At 69.5% G+C, this 21,580-nt stretch carries 18 protein-coding genes and 6 tRNA genes; 12 read left to right on the top strand and 12 right to left on the bottom strand.

The annotated features are described in order from the left end of the window. Positions 1-88: 88 nt before the first annotated feature. On the bottom strand, positions 89-274 hold the full coding sequence (locus ACQEVI_RS00995; RefSeq protein WP_432893767.1) for a hypothetical protein: 186 nt from the start codon (positions 272-274) through the stop codon (positions 89-91). A gap of 177 nt (positions 275-451) precedes the next feature. Between ACQEVI_RS00995 and ACQEVI_RS01000 the strand changes: the two genes are divergently transcribed. Continuing rightward, positions 452-2,212 (top strand): cation:proton antiporter, encoded by a 1,761-nt coding sequence (locus ACQEVI_RS01000; protein ID WP_432893769.1) that lies wholly within the window; start codon positions 452-454, stop codon positions 2,210-2,212. A gap of 10 nt (positions 2,213-2,222) precedes the next feature. Further along, entirely contained in the window at positions 2,223-2,936 is a 714-nt protein-coding gene (locus ACQEVI_RS01005; protein ID WP_432893771.1) for a tyrosine-protein phosphatase, read from the top strand. A gap of 62 nt (positions 2,937-2,998) precedes the next feature. On the opposite strand, the gene ACQEVI_RS01010 is transcribed toward ACQEVI_RS01005, so the two are convergent. Both ACQEVI_RS01010 and ACQEVI_RS01015 read right to left on the bottom strand, forming a co-directional pair. Continuing rightward, on the bottom strand, positions 2,999-6,736 hold the full coding sequence (locus tag ACQEVI_RS01010) for an Ig-like domain-containing protein (RefSeq protein ID WP_432893773.1): 3,738 nt from the start codon (positions 6,734-6,736) through the stop codon (positions 2,999-3,001). 211 nt (positions 6,737-6,947) lie between these two features. Beyond that, complete coding sequence (locus ACQEVI_RS01015; protein ID WP_432893775.1) at positions 6,948-7,553, bottom strand: TetR/AcrR family transcriptional regulator; 606 nt, start codon at positions 7,551-7,553, stop codon at positions 6,948-6,950. Between the two features lie 99 nt (positions 7,554-7,652). On the opposite strand from ACQEVI_RS01015, the gene ACQEVI_RS01020 reads away from it, so the two are divergent. Then, positions 7,653-8,663 carry an NADP-dependent oxidoreductase gene (locus ACQEVI_RS01020; RefSeq protein ID WP_432893777.1) on the top strand — a complete coding sequence of 337 codons (1,011 nt, stop codon included), beginning with the start codon at positions 7,653-7,655 and terminating at the stop codon, positions 8,661-8,663. 81 nt (positions 8,664-8,744) lie between these two features. Here the strand turns inward: ACQEVI_RS01020 and ACQEVI_RS01025 are convergent. The 3 genes from ACQEVI_RS01025 to ACQEVI_RS01035 form a co-directional block, all read right to left on the bottom strand. After that, a tRNA-Val gene (locus ACQEVI_RS01025) sits at positions 8,745-8,819 on the bottom strand. Positions 8,820-8,825: 6 nt separating this feature from the next. Beyond that, a tRNA-Cys gene (locus ACQEVI_RS01030) sits at positions 8,826-8,896 on the bottom strand. A gap of 25 nt (positions 8,897-8,921) precedes the next feature. Further along, a tRNA-Gly gene (locus ACQEVI_RS01035) sits at positions 8,922-8,993 on the bottom strand. A 149-nt stretch (positions 8,994-9,142) separates the two neighbouring features. On the opposite strand from ACQEVI_RS01035, the gene ACQEVI_RS01040 reads away from it, so the two are divergent. The 6 genes from ACQEVI_RS01040 (at position 9,143) to ACQEVI_RS01065 (ending at position 14,377) form a co-directional block, all read left to right on the top strand. After that, on the top strand, positions 9,143-9,538 hold the full coding sequence (locus ACQEVI_RS01040) for a PPOX class F420-dependent oxidoreductase (protein ID WP_432893779.1): 396 nt from the start codon (positions 9,143-9,145) through the stop codon (positions 9,536-9,538). Positions 9,539-9,621: 83 nt separating this feature from the next. After that, positions 9,622-10,188: a dihydrofolate reductase family protein gene (locus tag ACQEVI_RS01045; RefSeq protein WP_432893781.1), complete on the top strand. Its 567-nt coding sequence runs from the start codon at positions 9,622-9,624 to the stop codon at positions 10,186-10,188. A 164-nt stretch (positions 10,189-10,352) separates the two neighbouring features. Beyond that, positions 10,353-10,913: an MBL fold metallo-hydrolase gene (locus tag ACQEVI_RS01050; protein WP_432893783.1), complete on the top strand. Its 561-nt coding sequence runs from the start codon at positions 10,353-10,355 to the stop codon at positions 10,911-10,913. Between the two features lie 401 nt (positions 10,914-11,314). Then, positions 11,315-12,226, top strand: a complete 912-nt coding sequence (locus tag ACQEVI_RS01055; protein ID WP_432893785.1) for a DUF2797 domain-containing protein — start codon at positions 11,315-11,317, stop codon at positions 12,224-12,226. A gap of 30 nt (positions 12,227-12,256) precedes the next feature. Next, positions 12,257-13,120: a PHP domain-containing protein gene (locus tag ACQEVI_RS01060; protein WP_432893787.1), complete on the top strand. Its 864-nt coding sequence runs from the start codon at positions 12,257-12,259 to the stop codon at positions 13,118-13,120. 69 nt (positions 13,121-13,189) lie between these two features. Further along, on the top strand, positions 13,190-14,377 hold the full coding sequence (locus ACQEVI_RS01065) for a damage-control phosphatase ARMT1 family protein (protein ID WP_432893789.1): 1,188 nt from the start codon (positions 13,190-13,192) through the stop codon (positions 14,375-14,377). 91 nt (positions 14,378-14,468) lie between these two features. Here ACQEVI_RS01065 and ACQEVI_RS01070 read toward each other — a convergent pair whose 3' ends face one another. The 6 genes from ACQEVI_RS01070 to ACQEVI_RS01095 form a co-directional block, all read right to left on the bottom strand. Further along, positions 14,469-15,635 (bottom strand): amidohydrolase family protein, encoded by a 1,167-nt coding sequence (locus ACQEVI_RS01070; protein ID WP_432893791.1) that lies wholly within the window; start codon positions 15,633-15,635, stop codon positions 14,469-14,471. Positions 15,636-15,870: 235 nt separating this feature from the next. Continuing rightward, a complete protein-coding gene (locus ACQEVI_RS01075; protein WP_432893793.1) occupies positions 15,871-16,515 on the bottom strand; it encodes a response regulator in 645 nt (214 codons plus the stop codon). Further along, entirely contained in the window at positions 16,512-17,687 is a 1,176-nt protein-coding gene (locus ACQEVI_RS01080; protein ID WP_432893795.1) for a sensor histidine kinase, read from the bottom strand. The genes ACQEVI_RS01075 and ACQEVI_RS01080 overlap by 4 nt, the downstream gene beginning before the upstream one ends. Positions 17,688-18,453: 766 nt before the next feature. Then, positions 18,454-18,528, bottom strand: a tRNA-Val gene (locus ACQEVI_RS01085). A 13-nt stretch (positions 18,529-18,541) separates the two neighbouring features. Beyond that, a tRNA-Cys gene (locus ACQEVI_RS01090) sits at positions 18,542-18,612 on the bottom strand. Positions 18,613-18,678: 66 nt separating this feature from the next. Further along, positions 18,679-18,750, bottom strand: a tRNA-Gly gene (locus ACQEVI_RS01095). 190 nt (positions 18,751-18,940) lie between these two features. Here ACQEVI_RS01095 and ACQEVI_RS01100 point away from each other — a divergent pair. From ACQEVI_RS01100 to ACQEVI_RS01110, 3 genes are read left to right on the top strand one after another with little or no spacing between them, the layout of a single operon-like run. Continuing rightward, complete coding sequence (locus ACQEVI_RS01100) at positions 18,941-20,035, top strand: chorismate-binding protein (RefSeq protein ID WP_432893797.1); 1,095 nt, start codon at positions 18,941-18,943, stop codon at positions 20,033-20,035. 53 nt (positions 20,036-20,088) lie between these two features. Further along, the gene (locus tag ACQEVI_RS01105) at positions 20,089-20,679 is read left to right on the top strand and encodes a dihydrofolate reductase family protein (protein WP_432893799.1); all 591 of its coding nucleotides are present in this window, start codon (positions 20,089-20,091) and stop codon (positions 20,677-20,679) included. A gap of 13 nt (positions 20,680-20,692) precedes the next feature. Then, positions 20,693-21,541 carry an aminotransferase class IV gene (locus ACQEVI_RS01110; protein WP_432893801.1) on the top strand — a complete coding sequence of 283 codons (849 nt, stop codon included), beginning with the start codon at positions 20,693-20,695 and terminating at the stop codon, positions 21,539-21,541. The last annotated feature ends 39 nt before the right edge of the window (positions 21,542-21,580 follow it).

A 21,580-nucleotide genomic window follows, 5' to 3' on the forward strand; every position in this document is an offset into this window, starting at 1 on the left:
GGGGCACCGTCCGCGGACGGTGCCCCTCGATCGTACCGATACAGCAGCGGTTCCGTGCCTGCGGTCGCACCGCAGGAGGACCCGTGAGTCAGCTCTGACCGAAGTCCTTGGCCTTCTCGCCCAGCGAGTCGATGAGGCCGTCCGCCTGGTCGGGCGCGATCTCCTTGAGCTTGTCGGTAGCCGCGTCGACGTTGCCGTCGTTGAGCTGCTCCTTCGCCTTCTCGATGTTGTCCGGGTCCGTCACGAACTCCTTGGCCTTGTCAAAAAGCCCCATGTTCGAATCCTCTCAACACAGGCACACGGTTGTGTGCCCCCTGCTCGGCGACGGGGATCCGCCACCAGTCGAGAACCTACGCGTACCCGGCGGCGTGCGCACGGCTGGTTAGGGCAGATAGGGGTATTCCGGGCCCAGAGGTCGGCGGGTACCTCCTGCATCTCGTACCGTCAGGCCGTGGAGTACCTGACCATCGCCGTCGTAGCAGCCGCTGTCATCATCGCCGTCACCGCGCTCGCGCCCCGGGCCGGCGTCGCGTCGCCCCTGGTCCTCGTGGTGCTCGGCGCCGGGGTCAGCCTGCTGCCGTTCGTCCCGGCGGTCCAGATCCCACCCGAGCTGATCCTCGGCGGCGTGCTGCCCCCGCTGCTGTACTCGGCGGCGGTCGGTCTGCCGTCGATGGACTTCCGGCGTGACTTCGCGGCCATCGGCGGGCTCTCCGTCACCCTCGTGGTGATCAGCTCGGTGCTGCTGGGCCTGCTGTTCCGGTGGCTGATCCCGGACATCGACCTGGCCACCGCCATCGCCCTGGGCGCCATCGTCAGCCCGACCGACGCCGTGGCGACCAGCATCGTCAAACGGCTCGGGGCGTCCCCGCGCAGCTCCACGATGCTCGAGGGCGAGTCCCTGCTCAACGACGCGTCGGCGCTGGTGCTGCTCCGGTCGGCGATCGCGGCGACGGCGGCGACCGTCAGCCTGTGGGAGGTCGTCGGTGACTTCGCGTACGCCGCGGGCGTGGCGGTCGCGATCGGCGTCCCCATCGGCTGGGTGGGCCTGCGCATCCGCAAGCGGCTGGGGCACGCCGCGCTGAGCACCGCCATGTCGTTCGTCGTCCCGTTCGCGGCCTACCTGCCGGCGGAGGAGCTGCACGCGTCGGGCCTGGTCGCCGTCGTGGCGGCGGGCCTGGTCACCGGCAACGGCTCCGCGCGGCACCTGCGGCCGCAGGACCGGATCGCCGAGCGGTCCAACTGGCACACCGTCGAGCTGCTGCTCGAGGGCGCGGTCTTCCTGGCGATGGGCATCCAGCTGTTCGACCTGATCGAGGACGTCGAGCGCGGCAACGGCTCGGTCCTGCAGGCCGCGGGCGTCGCCGCGATCGCGGGCGCCGTGGTGCTCGTGGTGCGGGCGGCCTTCGTCACGCCGCTGATCGGCATCCAGGCGCGCAGGGCCCGCCGCGGCGAGGCCGTCCGGGAGACCCTGTCGGGCTTCCAGGACCGCATCGACCTCCGGGTCGCCGCCACCCCGTCCCCCGCCGGCGGGAACGCAGAGGTCAAGGGCAGGCGCTCGACCACCGCCCGGCTGGAACGGATCCAGGGCACGCTGCGCCGCCGCACCGCCGACATCGACTACGTCCTCGCCAAACCGCTCGGCTGGCGCGAGGGCACCCTGCTGGTCTGGGCGGGCATGCGCGGCGTGGTGACGCTCGCCGCCGCGCAGACACTGCCCGCGGACACTCCCGGCCGGTCCTTCCTGGTCCTCGTCGCGTTCGGCGTGGCGTTCGGCACGCTGCTGGTCCAGGGCAGCACCCTGCCGTGGGTGACCCGGCGGCTGGGCCTGGTCGGGCAGGACACCACCGGCGATCTCCCGGCCCTGCGCCGCGAGACCGTGCGGGCCGCGCGCGACTTCCTCGCCGATCCCCGCCGCCCCGACGGCACGCCGTACGACGACGGCGTGGTCACCCGGGTGCGCAAGGACATGTTCCGGGAGCACGAGTCGCAGGACGAGGACGCGGAGCTCACCCGGGAGCGCTTCGTCCAGTACCGGGAGCTGCGGCTGGCCGCCATCGCCGCCCAGCGCGAGGAGCTGCTCGCGGCCCGGGCCGCCGGCACCTACGACTCGGCCCAGCTCGGCGACGCCCTGGACCTGCTGGACGCCGAGCAGATCGCCGTCGAGATGCGCAAAGGCAAGCTACCGGCACATTCGGACGATTCGGACCGCTAATCTCACCCACGTGACGGACTACACACCGCTCCATCTCGACTGGCCCGGCTGTCTCAACGTGCGTGACCTCGGCGGACTCCCCCTCACGGGCGGCGGCACCGTCCGCGAACGGGCACTGGTCCGTTCGGAGTCCCCCGGCTTCCTGACGGACGACGGCGTCGCCGCCGCCACCGCGTACGGCCTCGCGCGGATCATCGACCTGCGCCGACCGGCCGAGATCGACCTGGAACCCAGCCGGCTGGCAGGCCTTCCCGCCCACCTGCACCTCCCGGTGCAGGAGCCCGGCGACCCCATCGAAGGGCCCTGGGTCCCCCTCTACACCGGGCTGCTGGACCGGCGTCCCGACCTGTTCGCGCGCGCCGTCGCCGCCGTCGCGGACGCGCCCGAGGGGCCGGTGCTGGTGCACTGCGCCGCGGGCAAGGACCGCACCGGGCTGGTGGTGGCGCTCGCGCTCTCGCTCGTCGGGGCGGACCTCGACGCGCTGGCCGACGACTACGAGCTCACCAACGAGCGGCTCGCCCCGCGGTACGCCGAGCGCTTCGAGGCGGCGGACGGTGCCGTCCCCGGGCGGGAGGCCCCGCCGACCAGGCACGTCATCCTCGGGGCCCTGGAGCACCTGCGGACGCGACACGGTTCGGTGGAGACTTACCTCACCCGCGGTGGCCTGACCCCAGGCCACGTGCGGGCCCTCCGCACCCGCCTGACAGCCCCCACGCCTCGTTGAGTGCTGGATATTCGCCCTTCCGACGGTCGTCAGAGGGCGAATATCCAGCACTCAACGGCAGGTCAGGGGTTCGTGACCGCCGCCGCCCAGGAGAGCATCGGGGACTGGGGGTTCGTCGCGCGCAGGCGGATGGTCACCGGGCCCGGCTCGGCGAGCTCGACGTCGTAGCTGAGCACCTCGCTCGGGTTCCCCGAGTTCAGGGTCACCGTCCCGACGGGGTGGCTCGCGCCGTCGTGGTCGAGCAGGACGTCCGCGCTCCTGCTGTTGTCAGGCCACCACGAGTGCGAGCCCGCCGCGAGCGTGTACGACCCCGCGGGGAGCGTGAACGTGTAGGACACCTCGGCCCCCACCTGGTTCGCCGTGTACATCCCGGTGGTCGTCGTCTTGTCGTACGCGCCGGGCAGGACGCCCTTGTAGCTGATCGACCGACTCCCTGAGGCGCCCTGTCCCCAGTGCCCCCAGTCCGCGCCGTTCTCCCGCACCCGGTCAGGTGCGTCGTTCACGAGCGCGTCGCCGACGAGGCCGGAGATCGCCGCGTAGGCGGGCGAGTCGTACCCGAGCGCACCGCCGCTGGTCGCGTTCACGTCGGCGAACGCGACGGTCCCCCGCGGCACCACCTCGACGTGCGCGGTCGCGGACGCCTGGCCGTACGAACCCTCGACGGCGGCCGTCGCCCAGGCCTCGTCGAACGCGGCTGGGTCGACGGTCCAGTCGACCGGCACCTCGCGGGTGGTGCCGTCGGTGAGCTCCGCCGTGAGCGTGTCGGGCAGTTCCGGGGCCTCTCCGACGTAGGTCGCCACGGTGGGCTCCTCGAGGTCGACTATCCGGTTCGCGACCGGTGCGGACGCCGTCCGGAGCCGGGCCACCAGGTCCGCCGCGCCCTGCCCGTCGAGCCGGTAGCGCCTCGGGTCGGCGACCGCGGCGCGAGCGTCCGCGATGCCGTTCTGGAGCACCGTCCACTCGACGTCGGTGAAGTCGTCGGTGCGCTCGACGTCCTCCGCGGCGTCCAGCGCGGCGGCGAGCGCCCGGACGTCGGTCGCCCGGGTGGCCGGTGCCGAGACCACGCCGACGGCGTCGACGTTGAGCGAGCCCGACGCGACGGTGAGGGTCACCGTGTGCTTGCCCCAGCGCAGGCCTCGCAGCTCGAACGCCTGCTGGTACTGGCCGGACGCGCGGGTGCGGGCGTTGAGCGCCACCGGCTTGCCGTCGACCGTCACGTCCAGGCGTGCGGACCCGTCGTTCGGGCCGAGCACGTCCAGCCCGGAGCCCGTGAAGGTGTAGCTCACGGAGGCCCCGTCGGCCTGGTTGATCGACGACGTGCGGCCGTACTCGAACATGCCCTTGCCGTTGGCGTGCGCCCACTCGCCGTCGTAGACGAGCTTGGTCGCCGCCGGGTCGGTGAGGTCGGTCATCTCGTGGCCGTCGAGGTACTCGCCGTAGTACGGCACCTCGTCGGCCACGCGCTCGACCTTCAGGTTGTCGAACTGGGTCCAGTGGAACCCGCTGGCGAGGTCCACCCAACCCGACAGGATCGGGGCGGCGTCGGTCCAGGCGAACACCTGGGCGCCGTCGATCCAGCCGGTGACCTGGTCACCCGCGACCTGCACGGACAGTTCGTGCCACGCGGCGGCGTCCCAGCTGTCGCCCGCGACGGAACCGCTCTCGACGGTGGTTCCCCGCCGGGTGAGCTGCCAGCCGCCGTCGACGGCCAGCTTGAGCGCGTACGGCGTGCCGCGGAGGTCGTGGGAGGTGTCGCCGCCGCTGGAGCGGGCGCCGAGGGCGGCGTAGTTGCCGCTCACGGTGTCGCGCTCGAAGCGGACGTCGACCGTCGCGCGGTAGTTGCTCCAGCGCCGGTCGCCGACGGCGGTGATCGGCTCGCCGTTGTTCCACGCGCCGCCGACGCCGGTGCCCTCGCGGTCGACCTGCTGGCGCAGGACCCGCTCGCCGTCGTCGGCCCGGTAGGCCTCGAAGGAGCCGTTGCGATCCCAGGTGTACAGCGGGATGGCGCCGGTGTCCCCGCCGCGGGAGTCGACGAAGTCCTCGGTGCGGCCGGTCAGCCCGCCGCCCTTGCGGACGATGGGCACGCGCTTGTCCGAGTAGTCGAAGTCGTCGGACCAGAGCACGTTCCGCGGTGCCTCGCGGGAGGCGCCGGCGTCGAGCACCGTGCGCTCGCCCTCGACGGGCAGCGGTGTGGTCCAGCCCTTGTCGCGGCGGACGTCGAGCGAGGTCACGGTGGTGATCGAGTACGGCTGCACGGTGACGCTGTAGGCGCCGTCGGCGTCCGCGGAGACGTTGCCGACGTGCTGCTTGTACCGGGCGTCGAAGGCCTCGCCGTCGTCCGCGGCGCGGGTCTCCCACACCGCGAGGCGCGGCTTGTGCCCGAGGCGCAGGTCCTCCGGGGTGATCCGGTAGGTCCGTGGCGTCTCGGAGTCGTTGACGACCACCGTCGAGAAGTCGGTGCGGTCGGGCGCCGCGAGCGTCAGGTAGTTCGGTCCGCCGCCTCGCCCGTTGACCGGGTTGGTGCCGGTCGCGGTGGTGGCGGAGGCCTGGGGCACCGCACGCCAGATCCCCGAGCGGTTGCGCGGGTCCTCCCAGCCGGTCACCGCGAAGTTCGAGAAGTGCTGCAGCGCGGCCAGGCCGGCGTCGTAGTGGATCCACCCCGACCACGGGTCGCGGGCACTCACGAGCTCCTTGTACGAGTACTGGCCGCCCTCGTAGAACGAGCCGATCGCGGGCTGGTAGATGAAGTGCGTGCGCCGGGAGTTCGCGAAGCCCTTGACGATGGTGTTCGCCATCTCCAGGGAGCTTCCGGTGCCGCCGAGGCCCGTACCCTCGACGGTCGGGTCGGCGGTGTTGTTGTTCGGCCGGAACGAGGAGTTGCTGAACGTGGCCTGCGCCTCGCTGTTCCAGACCTCCTCGTCGAACTCGTCGGCCAGGCGCGTGAAGTTCCCGGCCGCGTCGTCGTCGGTGAAGTAGTGGTAAGTGGAGGCGGCCACGACGTCGCGCAGCGACTCGTCGGCGACCATCTCGTCACCGAAGGTGCCGAGGCCTGCCTCGTCGGAGATCATCACCTGGATCTGGTGGAAGCGGCTCGCCTCCCCGCGGCGGAAGCCCGCCAGCCGCGGGTCGTCGCTCACGTATCCCGTCGTGTCGGTACGGACGCGCTCGGCGTACTCCTTGGTCCAGTCCAGGTCGGCGGTGTGCTCGTTCACGCCGGGGTGGACGTAGTCGACCATGTACCCGTACTCGCGGTACGCGGCGAGGATCGTGTTCTTGTACCAGTCGTAGATCTTGTCGTTCGTGTTCGCCCAGGGAGCGGCGTTCCAGCGCAGGATCGACACCTTGAGGTCGGGGTTGACCTTCTTGGCGTCCGCTGCGAGCTGGAAGCCCGGGTGCCGGCGCACGTTCGCGGGCTCGTCCGCGGTGCGCATCGTCGACACGTCCGAACCGGTCGAGTTGTTGCGGTCGTCGCCCATCTCGATCTTGACGTGGTGCATGATCGGGTGCTTGCCGCCGAACAGGATCTGCAGCAGCTCGGCGTACTTCCTCGGCTGCTCGGACTTGTAGTCCATCAGGACGGCGCTCGTGCTGTTGGCGCTGAGCACGCCGAAGCCCTTGAACGTCAGGCCGTTGACGTTGTCCGCGGCGACGTCGTCCCCGTCGACGGTGATCTCGGTGACCTCCGGCGCGCGAGGTACGTCCGCGGCCGATGCTCCAGCTCCCGCGACGAGCGACGACCCGATCACGCCGCACACGAGCATCCCGGCGATGGCGGCTGACGACATTGGTCTACGTCTCATGGTGCTCCCCTTCCACGTTGAAGTGTTCGATCGACGCCGGGGCGCACGGCGGAGGCGGTGCAGGTCTCCCTCGAACCACACCCGGTGACCATCGGCGTCGATGTTTGTTTCTGATCGTTTAAGATCAGCTACTGGGCGCCACGTTATAGGTAGCGGCCAAAAGCGCCAAGATGTTGTTCGGTATTGATCGCTTCGCCGACGGCGGCCGGCGTCAGCGGCCGCGCGTCGCCGGGCCGCGGGCCGTGGTGAGCAGGCCCCGAGCGGCGGCGAGCGTGCGGTCGGCCTCGGCCGGGGCGATCCGCACGAGCGCGAACGCGGCGATCGAGAGTCCAGTGACGGCGTCGGCGAGACGCTCCTGCTCCTCCGGCACTATCGGGCCGAGGTATGCGGCGACCCCACGGCCGATCGCCGCGCGCAGCTCGTCACGGTAGTCGGCGACGACGCGCGCCACCTCGCCGTCGTGCACGACCGGCGCGGTGGCGGTGTTGATGAGCAGGCAGCCGCTGGTCGCCGACATCGAGTCGGTCCGCGCGAACGCCTCCCGCAGCCCGTCCAGGTACGTGAGCACCGCCTCGGGGGCGACGGCCTCAGCCTTCAGAGGGCGCAGCCTCGGCCGGATCACCTCGTCGAGATAGCTCTGCACCGCGGCGTCGAACAGCCCTCGCTTCGAGCCGAACGTGTTGTAGATGCTCGACCGGCTCAGCCCCGTCGCCTCCTCCAGGGCGGGGACGGAGGCGCCCTCGAACCCGGCACGCCAGAACAGGGTGCGCGCCGCACGCACCACCACGTCGCGGTCGAACCCTTGCGTCCGAGCCATTCCCGCCTCCCGATCTTCCGCCCGATTTTCTGAAACGCTCGGTCCAGTATATATTGGAAGAGTCGTTACAGAATAGATCCACCCCGAGGGAGCATGTCGATGTCCGAGTTCATGAGCACGCAGATCCAGCTCGTCTCCCGCCCGACCGGATGGCCGACGCACGAGAACTTCCGCACCGTCGCCGTCGCCCACGACGCCCTCCGGCCCGGTCAGGTACGCGTGCGCAACGAGTTCGTCTCGGTCGACCCGTACATGCGCGGACGGATGAACGACGTGCGCAGCTACGTCGCCCCCTTCGTGCTCGGCGAGACCATCCCTGGTGGTGCGATCGGCCGCGTCGTCGAGTCGGCCGCCGACGACGTCCCCGTCGGGGCGGTCGTGCTGCACCAGCACGGCTGGTCCGACACGGTGCAGGACGACGCCTCTACCTTCCGCGTCGTCCCCGACGTGCCGGGCGTGCCGCTGTCGCTGCGCCTGCACGTCCTCGGCATGACCGGGCTGACCGCGTACGTGGGGCTCACTGCGATCGCCGGGATGCGGGAGGGCGACACGGTCTTCGTCTCCGGCGCGGCCGGCGCCGTCGGCACGGCCGCCGGCCAGATCGCCAAGCTTCTCGGGGCCAAGCGCGTCATCGGATCGGCGGGATCACCCGAGAAGGTCGCCCTGCTGACCGAGAAGTACGGCTACGACGCCGCCTTCAACTACAAGGACGGCGACGTGCGCGCCCAGCTGGCCGAGGCCGCACCCGACGGGATCGACGTGTACTTCGACAACGTCGGCGGCGACCACCTCGAGGCCGCCCTCGACGCGTTCAACGACGGCGGACGTGCCGCGCTCTGCGGGGCCATCGCCGTCTACAACACCACCGGGAAGACTCCCGGGCCGGACAACATGGCCAACATCATCACGCGGGGGCTCACCCTGCAGGGGTTCACCCTCGGCACCTACCTCCACCTCGCCCCGGAGTTCCAGGAGCGGATGACCGCCTGGTTCGCCGCCGGGGAGATCTCCTACGACGAGACCATCGCCGACGGCATCGAGAACACGGTCGACGCGTTCCTCGACATGATGCGCGGCGCCAACACCGGCAAGATGCTCGTCCGCGTCTGAACGCATCTGACCGCATCTGAGCCGAGACATGCAGAAGGCCCTCTGATCGGCGTCTCCGCCGGCCAGAGGGCCTCGTCCTGCTGGTGGGCGATACTGGGATCGAACCAGTGACCTCTTCCGTGTCAGGGAAGCGCGCTACCGCTGCGCCAATCGCCCATTGCGAGGTGGGTACGGGATTCGAACCCGTGTGTACGGCTTTGCAGACCGCTGCCTCGCCTCTCGGCCAACCCACCGTGCTCTCCCACCAAAGCGGGTTCGAGCGGATGACGGGACTTGAACCCGCGACCCTCACCTTGGCAAGGTGATGCTCTACCACTGAGCTACATCCGCGTTGCACCAGCTCGGACCCTTGCGAGTCCCTGTGGTGACGCTCCGGAAGAGTAGTTCACAAACGGTGTGCCGGTCCAATCGAAATGGCCGCGCCACCTGCGACGCGCCTTCCGGAGCCTCCGGCCCTGGTGCGGGCTAAGTTCTGCCGTATGAGTGCGACCGACATCGTCCCCGCCCACCTGATACCGATCCTGGAAGCGCCGAACTACGGCTTCCTCGGCACCATCCGCCCGGACGACACCGTCCAGGTCAACCCCATGTGGTTCGACTTCGACGGCGAGACGCTGCGCTTCACGCACACCACGAAGCGCGCCAAGTACCGCAACCTGCAGCGCAACCCGTCGATGAGCCTCGCGATCATCAACCACGAGGACGTTTTCGGCTACGTCGAGCTCCGCGGCAAGCTGATCGAGGTGATCCCGGACCCGACCGGCGACTACTACGTCCACCTGGGCAAGCGCTATGGCAACCCGGACCAGCAGCCGCCGTCGGACAGCGCGGACCGCGTCATCCTGGTGATGAGCATCGAGCACTGCTCGTCGTAGCCCTCATCCGCGCAGGGCGATGAGTTGTCCGTGCGCGGCAGGTCTCTCCTGGTACGGAAGATTCCCCGACGAAGGAGAGACCGATGCCGAACCTGATGGTGGACTTCATCATCTCGCTCGACGGTTACGCGGCGGCGGAGGACTGGCCCGGCCTGTGGGGCATGGGCGGGCCCGAGTACCTGGACTGGATCACCTCGGACTCCGAGACGTCGCACACGACGCTCATGGGCGCGACGACGTACCGGGTCATGTCAGGGTTCGCCGCCAAGATGCCCGACGATCCCCTGACCACCATGCCCAAGGTGGTGTTCTCGTCGACCCTGGAGGCGCCGCTCTCGTGGGCCAACTCGGAGCTGGTCGACGGCGACGCGGTAGAGGTGGTCCGCGACCTGAAGCGCACGTCTCCGCGCCCGCTGCGCACCATCGGGAGCCTGAGCCTGAGCCGGTCGCTGCTCAGGGCCGGCCTCGTCGACCGGTTCCGGGTGGTGGTCTTCCCCGTCATCACGGGCGCCAACGGCAAGGAGCGCATCTTCGACGGGTACCCGGACGTCAGGCTCGAGCTGGTCAACAACCATCTGTTCGACGGGCAGCTCCAGCTGCTGGAGTACGTCCCCACGGTGCTGGAGGCGCCGCCGGGGGCTGATGACTGAGCGTCGGGGCGGCGCGCAGGGTCCCGAGAGGCAGATGCACTCCACGAGCGGAAGGAAGCCCATGCTGACGCAGGTCGCTGAGGGTGTGCTGGTCCATCAGAGCGAGCTTCTCCAGAACAACACGGTTGTCGTGCAGGGCCGGGACGGCGTGCTGTGCGGCCGACATGCACGAGCTGCGCTCGAAGGCGGGCTGGCAGGCCCGCGTCGCCGATGCCATGCCGCCCGAGATCGCCGACGACGTGCCGCCGCTGGACCTGTTCGGCCTCATCACCGGCCTGCACACCAGGACCGCACGGATTCCGTGGGACGGCCCGGATGTTCGGATCATCGAGCACCCCGCACACTCCCCCGGCCATGCGGCGCTGCTGGTCGAGAGAAGCGGGGTTCTCGTCGCCGGCGACATGCTCTCCGACCTCTTCCCTCCGATGCTCGACAACTTCGGCGACACCAACGACCCGGTCGAGGAGTACCTGGTCGGGCTGCGGCTGCTGGAGGGCGTGATGGACAACGTCGATGAGCTTGTCCCGGGCCACGGGTCCGCCGTCGGCGGAGCTGACCAGGTACGTGCGCGGATCGAGCTGGATCGTGCGTACCTGGACGCCCCGCGCAGCGGTCGCACTCCCGACGACCCGCGGATCGGCTCGGCCAGGCCCGGCTGGGAGTGGGTGGGCAGCATCCACGAGGGGCAGGCCCAGAGCTTCGCCCGGTGGCAGTCTCGGGCATGAGCTAGGCCGCGTCAGCCAGTTCGCGGACAGCATCTGACGGTCGCCCATGGGTGGACCAGATGCTCGGCCCGGCCCATGAGTTCAGAACTATCGGGACCGTCCAGCCGAACCATGCCGTCGGCGCTCGGAGAGCAAGATCGAGGCGGCGGCGATTACGACTGCGGTGATCACTACTGCAGTCCGCCACTCGGGCAGGATGTCCCAGAGCCAGAGCGCCACGATCGCAATGAGAAAAGGCGCAACGAATCCGTAGATCCCGCGGCCGGCATGCGCGCCTTCTCTGACCGCGTCGCGGTCAACAGGTCTCAAGGAAGGAACTTCGCCATCGGGAGTCGATCCGTCTCGGGACATGGTTGGAGCGTAGATCGTGCGGACGCTCTACGACCGCTGGGAGGCGCCGCATGATCGACAGTCCCGCACCCGCCTGGCGGCCTACCGGGCTCGTCTGGACCGAGGCCGGCGCCGCGTTGGAGTGGCTCTCGCCGACCGGTGACGTGCGGGCCAATGCTGTCGACCTCGGGGCCCGCCTGTCGCTCAGAGTCGGGCCCGACCGGCGCTGCGTCGGGCTGCGGTGGGACGGCCGTCGGGTGCCCTGTACTGCCCGCGCACCGATCGACGCCGGTGCGAAGTCCGGACAGTGCGACTCGTGCGCGGCGATCGCGCGCACCCGGTCGGTGGCGACCGACACCGTCCTGGACGACCCTCGCGAGTTCTGCGTCTATCTCGCCCACCACGGGAGCGTGGTCAAGGCCGGCATCACCGCGACCGAGCGCGGGCAGGCCCGGCTGCTGGAACAGGGCGCGCTGTCCTCGATGATCCTGTCAGCTGGGACCTTGCTGGCTGCCAGACGCTGCGAGGCACTGCTCACGACCGCGCTCGGCGTACCCCAGCAGGTCCACACCGCCCGTAAGCGCGGCGCCCGGCTGGCGCCCGGAACGGCGTCGACCCGCGCGGCAGGGCTCCTCGCGGTCGCCGAGCAAGCCGCGGACCTGGACTGGCCGCCCGGTCAGACCCGCACCGCTACCGGCCCGGTGGATCACACCCCTTCGTACGGGTTGCCCGACGGCGGCATCGCCCCTGACCAGCAGATTGATCCCTTGCAGACTGAAGCCACGATCAACGGTGAGGTCGTGTGCCGGATCGGGCGCGACCTGTACCTGACCACGCCGGCCGGGGTCGTCCTGTTGGACACCGGCCTGCTCCAGGGTTGGGCGCTGAACCGCGCCGACGACGATGCGCTACTCACGGCGCGCACGACGCCGGTGGCGAAACCCCGGATTACGACGGAGGTGCAGCATGACGTCCTCTTCTGACTCCGGGGCGAACGGTGGCAGCATCGGCTCATGACATTGCCCGCTGACAGCCACGTTCACAGCGAGTGGTCCTGGGACACCGGCGGCCCGCAATCTCACGCCGTCGGACGCATGCGCGCCACCTGCGCCCTGGCCGTGAGGATCGGTCTGCCTGCGCTCTTCTTCACCGAGCACCTCGACGTCCCGGATACGTGGCACGCCGAGCCCGATGACCTGATGCCGCACCAGCAGGGCTTCCTCAACGATGCGGGCCGCGTCGACTTCGCCCCGCTCGACGCGGATGGCTATTTCGACGCCATCGACCGCATGCGCCACGACTTCCCCGACCTGCGGATCCACACCGGGGTGGAATTCGGGCAGCCGCACCTGTTCGGCGCTCAGGCCGCGGAGATCGTCGATCTGGGCCTGATCGACCGGGTCCTCGGCTCGCTGCACACCCTCGACCTCGGCGACGGCGCCGCGGAACCGAGGACACTCTTCCGTGAGCACGACCCGGCAGTCGTCATGCGTGCCTATCTGGAGCAGGTCCCCGTCATGGTGCAGGGGTCGGACGCGTTCGACGTCTTCACGCACATCGACTACGCGGTCCGGTACTGGCCCGCCGAAGCCGTCGGGCCGTTCGATCCGCGCCTGTTCGAGGAAGGATTCAGAGCGGCGATGCGGTCGATCGCCGAGAGCGGACGAGCCCTCGAGATGAACACGCGACGGCTCTGGTCGTGGATCCCGCAGTGGTGGGCCGAAGAAGGTGGCACGACGGTCAGTATCGGCAGCGACGCGCACACCCCTGACGCGATCGCGGCGAACTTTCCCGAGGCCACGGCGATGCTGGAGCACTTCGGGTTCAGACCGGGAAGTGTGGCGGAAGATCTGTGGACGAGGTCGCGACCCCTTTAGGGTCGTCGCAGCCATCGCGGCCGGCACCGCCCTGCTGAAGTTGGATGACGACGAACGAGGAGCCAGCGAATGACCATCGACCACGGCCAGCATCCGCTCCCGGCCGCTGCGGCCATCGTGTCGAACGTGCCCGGCTCGTTCCCCCGGAGCGTCCTGACGCGGCGGCACCCCGAGCTGATCGCGACAGTCCGGCGGCTCGTGCCCTACCCACCGGCGATCCAGGAGTCGCTCGACCAGCTGCTGGTGACCATCGATGGCGCCATTCCGCCGCTCCCATCCGGCGCTCACGACCGGGTGGCATGGCAGGAGTGGGCGGCACCGTACCTGGGTCACGCGTGGCTGGACGTTCCGTTCCTGTGGGCCGAGTCCTACTTCTACCGTCTCCTGCTGGAAGCCACGGGCTACTTCGGTTCGGGACCGTGGGCCGGGATCGACCCGTTCGCCCCGCAGAAGAACGCAGAGCTCGACACGTCGGACCTTGCTCGCGATCTGGGAGACCTCGACCGTCTCGTCACGGCCCCCGAGCAAGCCGGCCTCTCAGCGGCGCTGACAGCCTCGCTGTGGGGCAACCGGGCAGACCTCGGCTTCCGGATGTCCGACCCGTCCGCCCAGGGCAAGGACCAGGTCGACGATCTCGTCGCGGACGACTCGGCGGACCTGTGGCGCCTCCTGGATGCAGACGCACAGGGTCAGGTGCACCTCATCGCGGACAACGCCGGCCGGGAACTGACTGCTGACCTCGTCCTGATCGACCGCCTCCTGGCGACCGGGCGTGCCGCAACGGTGACGCTGCGCCTCAAGCCGCACCCGTACTACGTCTCCGACGCCACGACCGCCGACCTGCTCCAGGTACTGCGACGTCTGGAGGCGGCAGGCGACACCGCCGGCAAGATCGCCGCCCGACTCACTGTCGCAATCGGTGACGGGCGGCTCCAGGTCCACGCTCATGCGTTCTGGTGCAGTCCCCTGCCCTTCCGCGAGCTGCCCGCTGACCTAGCCACCGAGCTGGCCGAGGCGACCGTGGTGATCATCAAGGGTGACCTGAACTACCGGCGTCTGGTCGGCGACGCCCACTGGGATCCCACGACGTCGTTCCAGGACCTCACGTCGTACTTCCCCGCACCACTGGCGGCGCTACGGACCCTCAAGTCCGACGTCGCCGTCGGGGTGGACCCGGATCGTCTCGCGCACCTGGAGACCACCGCCCCCGGATGGCGCACCGCCGGCACCCACGCCGTCATCCACGTGCGCTCCTGAGTTCGCTCTGCCGACTCGACGAGCTGGGCCTGGTTGTGACCGGCCGGCGCCTCGAACCCAGCCGTGCCGCCCTCGCCTGTCGGGCGATGCGTCAGACCTTGATGCCGAACAGAGTCTCCGCGTTGCGGAACGCGATCTTCTCCTTGTCCTCACGCGGAAGATCGACTGCTCGGAACCAGTCGGTCCCTTCTTTGATGCTGTCGACGAAGGGATAGTCGGTTGCGAACATCACTCGGTCCACGCTGATGTATTTCAGCAGGAGGTGGAGCAGGTCATCCTGGAAGAACGCGCTGGTCGTGAACCAGAAGTTGTCCTGGAAGTACTGCGCGAAGGGCTTCTCGAGCGAGTTCTCGGTTGGTTCGCCCATGTCATTGGCGATCCGCTCGTAGTAGAACGGAAGACCTTCGCCCATGTGGCCGATGATGATCTTCAATCTGGGGAACCTGTCGAATACCCCGTACGCGATCATCCGGACGCATTGGATCAGCACCTCCTGGTGCCATCCAAGTCCAGACCCACTGAAAATGTAGTCTTGGTACTCTTCCGTGTACTCCGACCGTGTCGTGCCGTAGTAGGTCTTGAAAACCTCGTCAGCCGGGTACCCGGGATGCAGGTAGATCGGCACATCGAGAGCTACGGCACGCGCCAGCACGGGCTCGAGATCGGGATGATCGAGATACTTCCCCGTGATGTGCCCGTTGGTCAGCGCGCCCAGGAAGCCGTCCTCCCGAACCGAGCGCTCCAGTTCGTCCGCCGCCGCCTCCGGGCTCTGCAAGGGCAAGGTGGCGAAAGCCTGGAAGCGCCCCGGATAGCTGGCCATCGGCCCGTCCACGAGCTGCCGGTTGAGACGATAGGCAAGGTCGACCCCTTTCTGCCCGGGGACGTTTTGCGCGGACGGCGTATGCGCGGAGAGGATCTGAACGTCGAGTCCCCCCTCGTCCATGTCGCCGATGCGGCGTTCGCCGAGATCCGCGAGACCGATTTCCTCGAGGAACGCGATGTGATCCTGATTGATGGAGTTCAGCTTCAACAGCTCGGGAGTCGAAAAGGTCTCCTCCGTGCCGATGAACTTCAGGTCTTGGTCACGAAGCGCGATTTCTTTCTTGGTGAGCGAGACTCCCCGGCCCTCTTTACCGTCGTCGCGTCCAGCGAGTGCCGCCGCGGACAATCCAGCGCCGGCGACGAGCCCCGCCGCGCCGGCGAAAAAACCGCGGCGCCCAAGCAACGGTCGCCCTCGGTCTTGTTCGATCGGTCCCATATCTGTATGTGCTCCTTCGGTGCGTCGTGCAGTGAGCGTCGGCAAGTTCGTGGAACAGGCCGGGGAGTCCGTCCTCAGGGGGACCTGACGACCCCGTGCGGAATACGTTCCCAGGACCGCCCGCCCGAGTCGTCAGCCCACGGAAGACACCTCCCCGTACTCCAAGCGGAGTACGGAGGGTGAATCGTGCTGCTCGAAGGCGCCTCGACGGCAAACACCAACGCTCTGCGTTACGTCAGGAGAGTCCGGCTTCGTAGGCGGCGATGACGAGATGGACGCGGTCGCGGGCGCCCAGCTTCGCGAGGATGCGGGCCACGTGGGTCTTGGCGGTCAGGGGGCTGACGACCAGCTCGTCCGCGATCTCCTTGTTGCTCTGGCCGGAGGCGACCAGCCTGAGCACCTCCCGTTCGCGCGCTGTCAGCCTGGCCAGCCGCTCGGGTGCCGGCGCCTCCGGGCGGCTCAACGCACGGGTGATGACCGCCTTGGTCGCGCCGGGTGACAGCAGCGACTCTCCCACGGCGACCGTGCGGATCGCGTTCAGCAGGGCATCGGGGCGGGTGTCCTTGGGCAGGAACCCGCATGCCCCCGCGCGAAGGCCGCGCAGTACGTTCGTGTCTGTCTCGAACGTGGTCAGGATGAGGACCTTGCTGCCGCGCGATGCATCGTCGGCGAAGATCTGCCGGGTCGCTTCGATACCGTCGGTGCTCGGCATCCTGATGTCCATCAGCACGACGTCGGGTCGCAGGTCCACGGTGAGCGTCACCGCCTCCTCGCCGGTGCCGGCCTCTCCGACGACCTCCATGTCGTCAGCCGAGTTCACCAGCAGTGCGAACGCGCCACGCACCAGAGTCTGGTCCTCAGCAAGCAGGACCCGGATCACGTCGGAACCCGCCAGATCTCCGGCAAGGGCAGGCTGGCCCGTACCTCGAATCCGCCGGACTCGTCCGGGCCGGCGGACAGCTCGCCGCCGACGGCCTGTGCTCGCCCTGTCATCCCGGCGATCCCGAAGCCGGCCGGTGTCACGATCGAGCTCGGTCGTGCGGGCCCGTGATCGACGACCGTGATCCGCAGCCGGTGGCCGTCCTGGTCGAGTCGAACGGTCGCCTGCTTGGCCATGGAGTGTCGAATGACATTGGTGAGCGCCTCCTGGATGATCCGATAGGCCACGACCGACACCGTCGAAGGTAGCTTGTCCGGCAGCCCGGCAGCCTCCAGGTCGACCCGGACGTCGGCGGCCTCCGCCATCTCTACCAGGCGTTGCAGCCCGCCCAGGTGGGGCGCTGGCTCGGTTGGCTCGGTCTCGCCACCATGCAGTACGTCCAGAACGCCGCGCAGCTCACTGAGCGTGGCCCGGCTCGTGTCCGACAGGTCGTGCAGCGTGCTGGACAGCTCCTGCATGGACGTATCCCCGCGGTCCGGCAGCTGGTCGATCAGGTGTGCGGCGACCGACGCCTGGACGTTCGCGACGGCGAGGCCGTGGGCCAGGACGTCGTGCAGCTCAGCAGCGATCAGGACCCGCTCCTCGGCGACCCGCCGTTCCACCTCGTTGACACGCTCCTGCTCCAGCCGCGCGGCGACGACGGCCTTCCAGTTCTCACGGAAGCGGACCGCCAGCCCGGCGAAGAAGGCCATGAACAGCCAGCCGACGCCGAGGAGAACATCGCCAAGTGCCCCCGACGTCTCGTCGGCAAGGACAGGCACGGTCACCGCGGCCACCGCCACCAGGGCGGCGACGGGCCGCCGCCGCGGGTCGCTGTAGCGAGCCGCCGCGAACGCCGCGACAAAGGAGGCCGGCATCGTGGCCTCATGGGGATAGTCGAGGAGGTGGTACGGCACGGACACCGCGAGAACGACGAGGACGACGAGGATCGGCCAGCGCCGACGGGCGAGCAACGGCGCCGACGTAGCGCCCAGGAGCAGGATCGCCCATAGATCCACGCTACGCTCGCCGTCGAAATCGACCACCTGGAGCGTGAGCGCGGCGACGACGCCGAGCACGAACGACCCCGCCGCCAGCAGGCGATCGGCTACTGGCGGACGAAGCGCCGTCATCGTTCACACAGGGACATCGGCCTGGCCCTCCTCCCGATCCTCGCGTGCGACAAAGCTTGCTGGGCCACCAGACCCGCGAACCCAGCGACATCGTCAGTGCGGACACCACGATGGAGCGCACCAGCAACATGTCGATGAGCACGCCGACGGAGACCAGTATCCCGCTCACGATGAGCATGACGAGCAGAGGCGTGACAAGCACCGCGAGATGTCGCCACCAGCACGACGTCGGCCGAGGTGAAGACCTCGGCCACCTCTTGCGACGACTGCACGCCATCACCGAGTCGCCGCAGCAACCAGGCCCCGTGAGTGGGAACTGACCCCGATCGCCGTCGGACACCTGCGCCTCACGTCACCACCGGACGCCTACCCCCGATTCGCCGCGACCTACGGCACAGACCTGCTCGACTGGGCTGGCTTCCCAGTCCTCCGCCGCCTACGGGAGCCGCAGCTCGTCACCAGCGTCCTGCCGGTGCTGGAGACCAATCCCGATCGGCAGCCCGAGTGGCGGCACCGGTTCGACACATTCCATACCGGCGACACACCCGCGAGGTGGCACCGCCACCAGTAGGCGTCCCTCTCGGCGGTCGAGATCCGGTCGTGCCGAGTCGATACGAACGCGTCAATGAGCACCCGCCTGGACGTGCGACTTGCGGATCGGCACCCTGGAGGGGGATCAACGTGCGGTTCGGCCGCGGAGTGGCAGCCCGGGGAACACGAAAGGCCCCCAGCCTGCGTTTCCGCTGGCCAGAGGGCCTTGCCGTGCTGGTGGGCGATACTGGGATCGAACCAGTGACCTCTTCCGTGTCAGGGAAGCGCGCTACCGCTGCGCCAATCGCCCATGCTTCTTTGCGAGGTGGGTACGGGATTCGAACCCGTGTATACGGCTTTGCAGACCGCTGCCTCGCCACTCGGCCAACCCACCGCCCGGCCAACCTACAACCTTGGGTGCTCTCATCAGCCGAAGATCTACGAGAGCGGCGTTTTTCCGAGCGGATGACGGGACTTGAACCCGCGACCCTCACCTTGGCAAGGTGATGCTCTACCACTGAGCTACATCCGCGATACCGGGCATCCTGGGGTTTCCCCCGGTGTTCCGGCGTTCCGAACATTAATCGACCGGAGGGCTAACCGTCCAATCGATCGCGTCGCCGTACGGTTGTCCCGTGTCCCCCAGCCCGGCCCATCCGCCCGCAAACCGCACGATTCGCCCGGTTCCGTCCCGCCGAACTTCCGCAGCTCCGCCGTCAGACGTGACCGGAGACACCGGCTGGGCGAGCTTCGCCGGACGCGTCGCGACGGACGCGGTCGAGTGCATCGACGTCCTGGTGGAGCCCGAACGGCTCGCCACGGGAACCTGGTTCGTCGTCGCCGACTTCGAGGCCGCCCCCGGAACGCAACCCACGGGACAGGCCCGCGCCTGGCGCTTCGCCACGGTGCACGACGCCGGAGCCCCACCCGCCACCACCTGGACCGGTCCCCCGGTCGACGCCTGGACGTCCTCGATGGACCAGGCCGGCTACGAGGCCGCCGTCGGCAAGGTGCGCGAGCACGTGCGCGAGGGCGATGTCTACCAGGCCAACATCTGCCGGGTGCTGTCCGCACCCCTTCCCACCGGGCCAACCGGCACAGAGCCCGACGCCCGGGCGCTCGCCGCCCGGCTCGCCGCGGGGAACCCGGCGCCGCATGCGGCCGCCGTCCACGTGCCCGCCGCCACTGGGCTGGACCCGGTGTGGGTGGTGAGCGCCTCCCCCGAGCTCTACCTGTCGGTGCGGGACGAGCCGGGGACCGGGAGCGTCGTCGAGTCCGGCCCGATCAAGGGCACAGCCCGCACGCCCGACGGGCTCACCGAGAAGGACCGCGCCGAGAACGTCATGATCACCGACCTCGTGCGCAACGACCTGCAGACCGTGTGCCGCCCCGGCACCGTCGCGGTCACCTCGCTGCTGGAGGTCGAGGAGCACCCGGGCCTGGTGCACCTGGTCTCGCGCGTGCGCGGAACGCTGTCGGACGACGTCGTCCGCTCCGGCGAGCTGTGGCGCCGCCTGCTGGCCGGTACGTTCCCGCCCGGCTCGGTCTCGGGCGCGCCGAAGTCGAGCGCGCTGCGGATCATCCGCGAGCTGGAGCCCGTCCCCCGCGGCCCGTACTGCGGCGCGGTGGGCTGGGTGGACGACGGCGAGGCCTCCCTCGCCGTCGGCATCCGCACGTTCTGGTGGGCCGACGACGGGAGTGGCGGCGTGCTCCGCTTCGGCACCGGCGCCGGAATCACCTGGGGCTCCGACCCGACGGCGGAGTGGCACGAGACCGAGCTCAAGGCTGAGCGGCTGGTCGCGCTGGCGTCCTCGTAGCGGGTTTCGTCGGACACCGATGAGTTCTCCGGGCCTACGTCGTCGGACACGGCATGGGAATCGTGAAAGCAGACCTGGCAGTTTCGCTCGACGGCTACTCCGCCGGGCACGACCAGTCGTTGGAGCACCCGTTCGGGCCGCTCGCGGGTGAACGGCTGCACACCTGGATGTTCGAGCACGGGGACGCGCACAAGGCCGAGGTGGACGCCATCGTCGGCGCCGGCGCGTACATCATGGGCCGCAACATGTTCACGGCCGGCCGCGGGCCGCTGGACCCGGAGTGGAAGGGCTGGTGGGGCGACAACCCCCCGTACCACGCACCCGTCTTCGTCCTCACCCACCACGCGCGCGACCCGATCCCGATGGAGGGCGGCACCACGTTCCACTTCGTCACCGACGGCACAGAGAGCGCCCTGGAGCAGGCCCGGGCCGCCGCCGGGGACCGCGACATCTCCATTGCCGGCGGAGCGACGACGCTCAACGAGTACCTCGCCGCCGGCCACGTCGACGAGCTGCGGCTGCACGTCGTGCCGTTCACGCTCGGCTCGGGCACCCGCGTGTTCGACGGCGTGCCGCCCATCGAGTTCAGCTCCACCTCGGTGCGGCACACGCCCGAGGTCACGCACGTGACCCTGCGCCGGTGACAGACTGGACGCCATGACGGTCATCTGGGCAGAGGGGCGCATGGTCGCGCCCGACGAGGCCGCGCTCAGCGCGGTGGACCACGGCATCACTGTCGGCGACGGCGTCTTCGAGACCTGCGCGGTCATCGACGACCACGCGTTCGCCCTCACGCGACATCTCGCGCGGCTGGAACGCTCGGCGGCCGGCATGGGCATGGCACCCCTCGACCTGCCTTGGGTGCGCAGCGGCGTCGACGCCGTCCTCGCCGCCGCACCCGACGCCGGGCGCCTGCGCATCACCGTGACCGACGGCGTCGGACCGCTCGGCTCCGGGCGGTCCGACGGGCCGCAGACGGTGGTCGTCGCGGCGACCCCCGCCGCCGTCGTGCCGACCGGACGAGCCGCGCGCTCCCCCTGGACCCGCAACGAGAACAGCGCGGTCGCGGGCCTGAAGACGACGTCCTACGCCGAGAACGTGGTGGCGCTCGCCGACGCGATCAAGAAGGGCGCCGACGAGTCGGTGTTCGCGAACACGCAGGGCCTGCTGTGCGAGGGCACCGGCTCGAACGTGTTCCTGGAGATCGACGGCGAGCTCGTCACTCCCCCGCTCAGCGTGGGCTGCCTGGCCGGGATCACGCGCGAGCTGCTGCTCGAGTGGGGCGCCGAGGCGGGGCTGCCCGTGCGCGAGGCCAAGGACGGCGAGCTGCCGTTCGCGGTGCTCGACCGGGTGGCGGCCGGCGAGGCGCAGATGCTGCTGACCGGTTCGGTGCGGAACGTGCAGCCGACGGTGTGGCTGGACGGCGTCGACCTGCAGATCGGCGAGCTGTCGAGCGCCGCACGCGACCTGTTCGAGCGGAACATGCGGGAGCGGCTCGATCCCTGACCCGAGCTGGGCGATTGGATTTCGCATCCGCGCTCGAAC

Origin of the sequence: Promicromonospora sp. CA-289599, from assembly GCF_050936155.1 — a bacterium.
GTDB lineage: Bacteria > Actinomycetota > Actinomycetes > Actinomycetales > Cellulomonadaceae > Promicromonospora.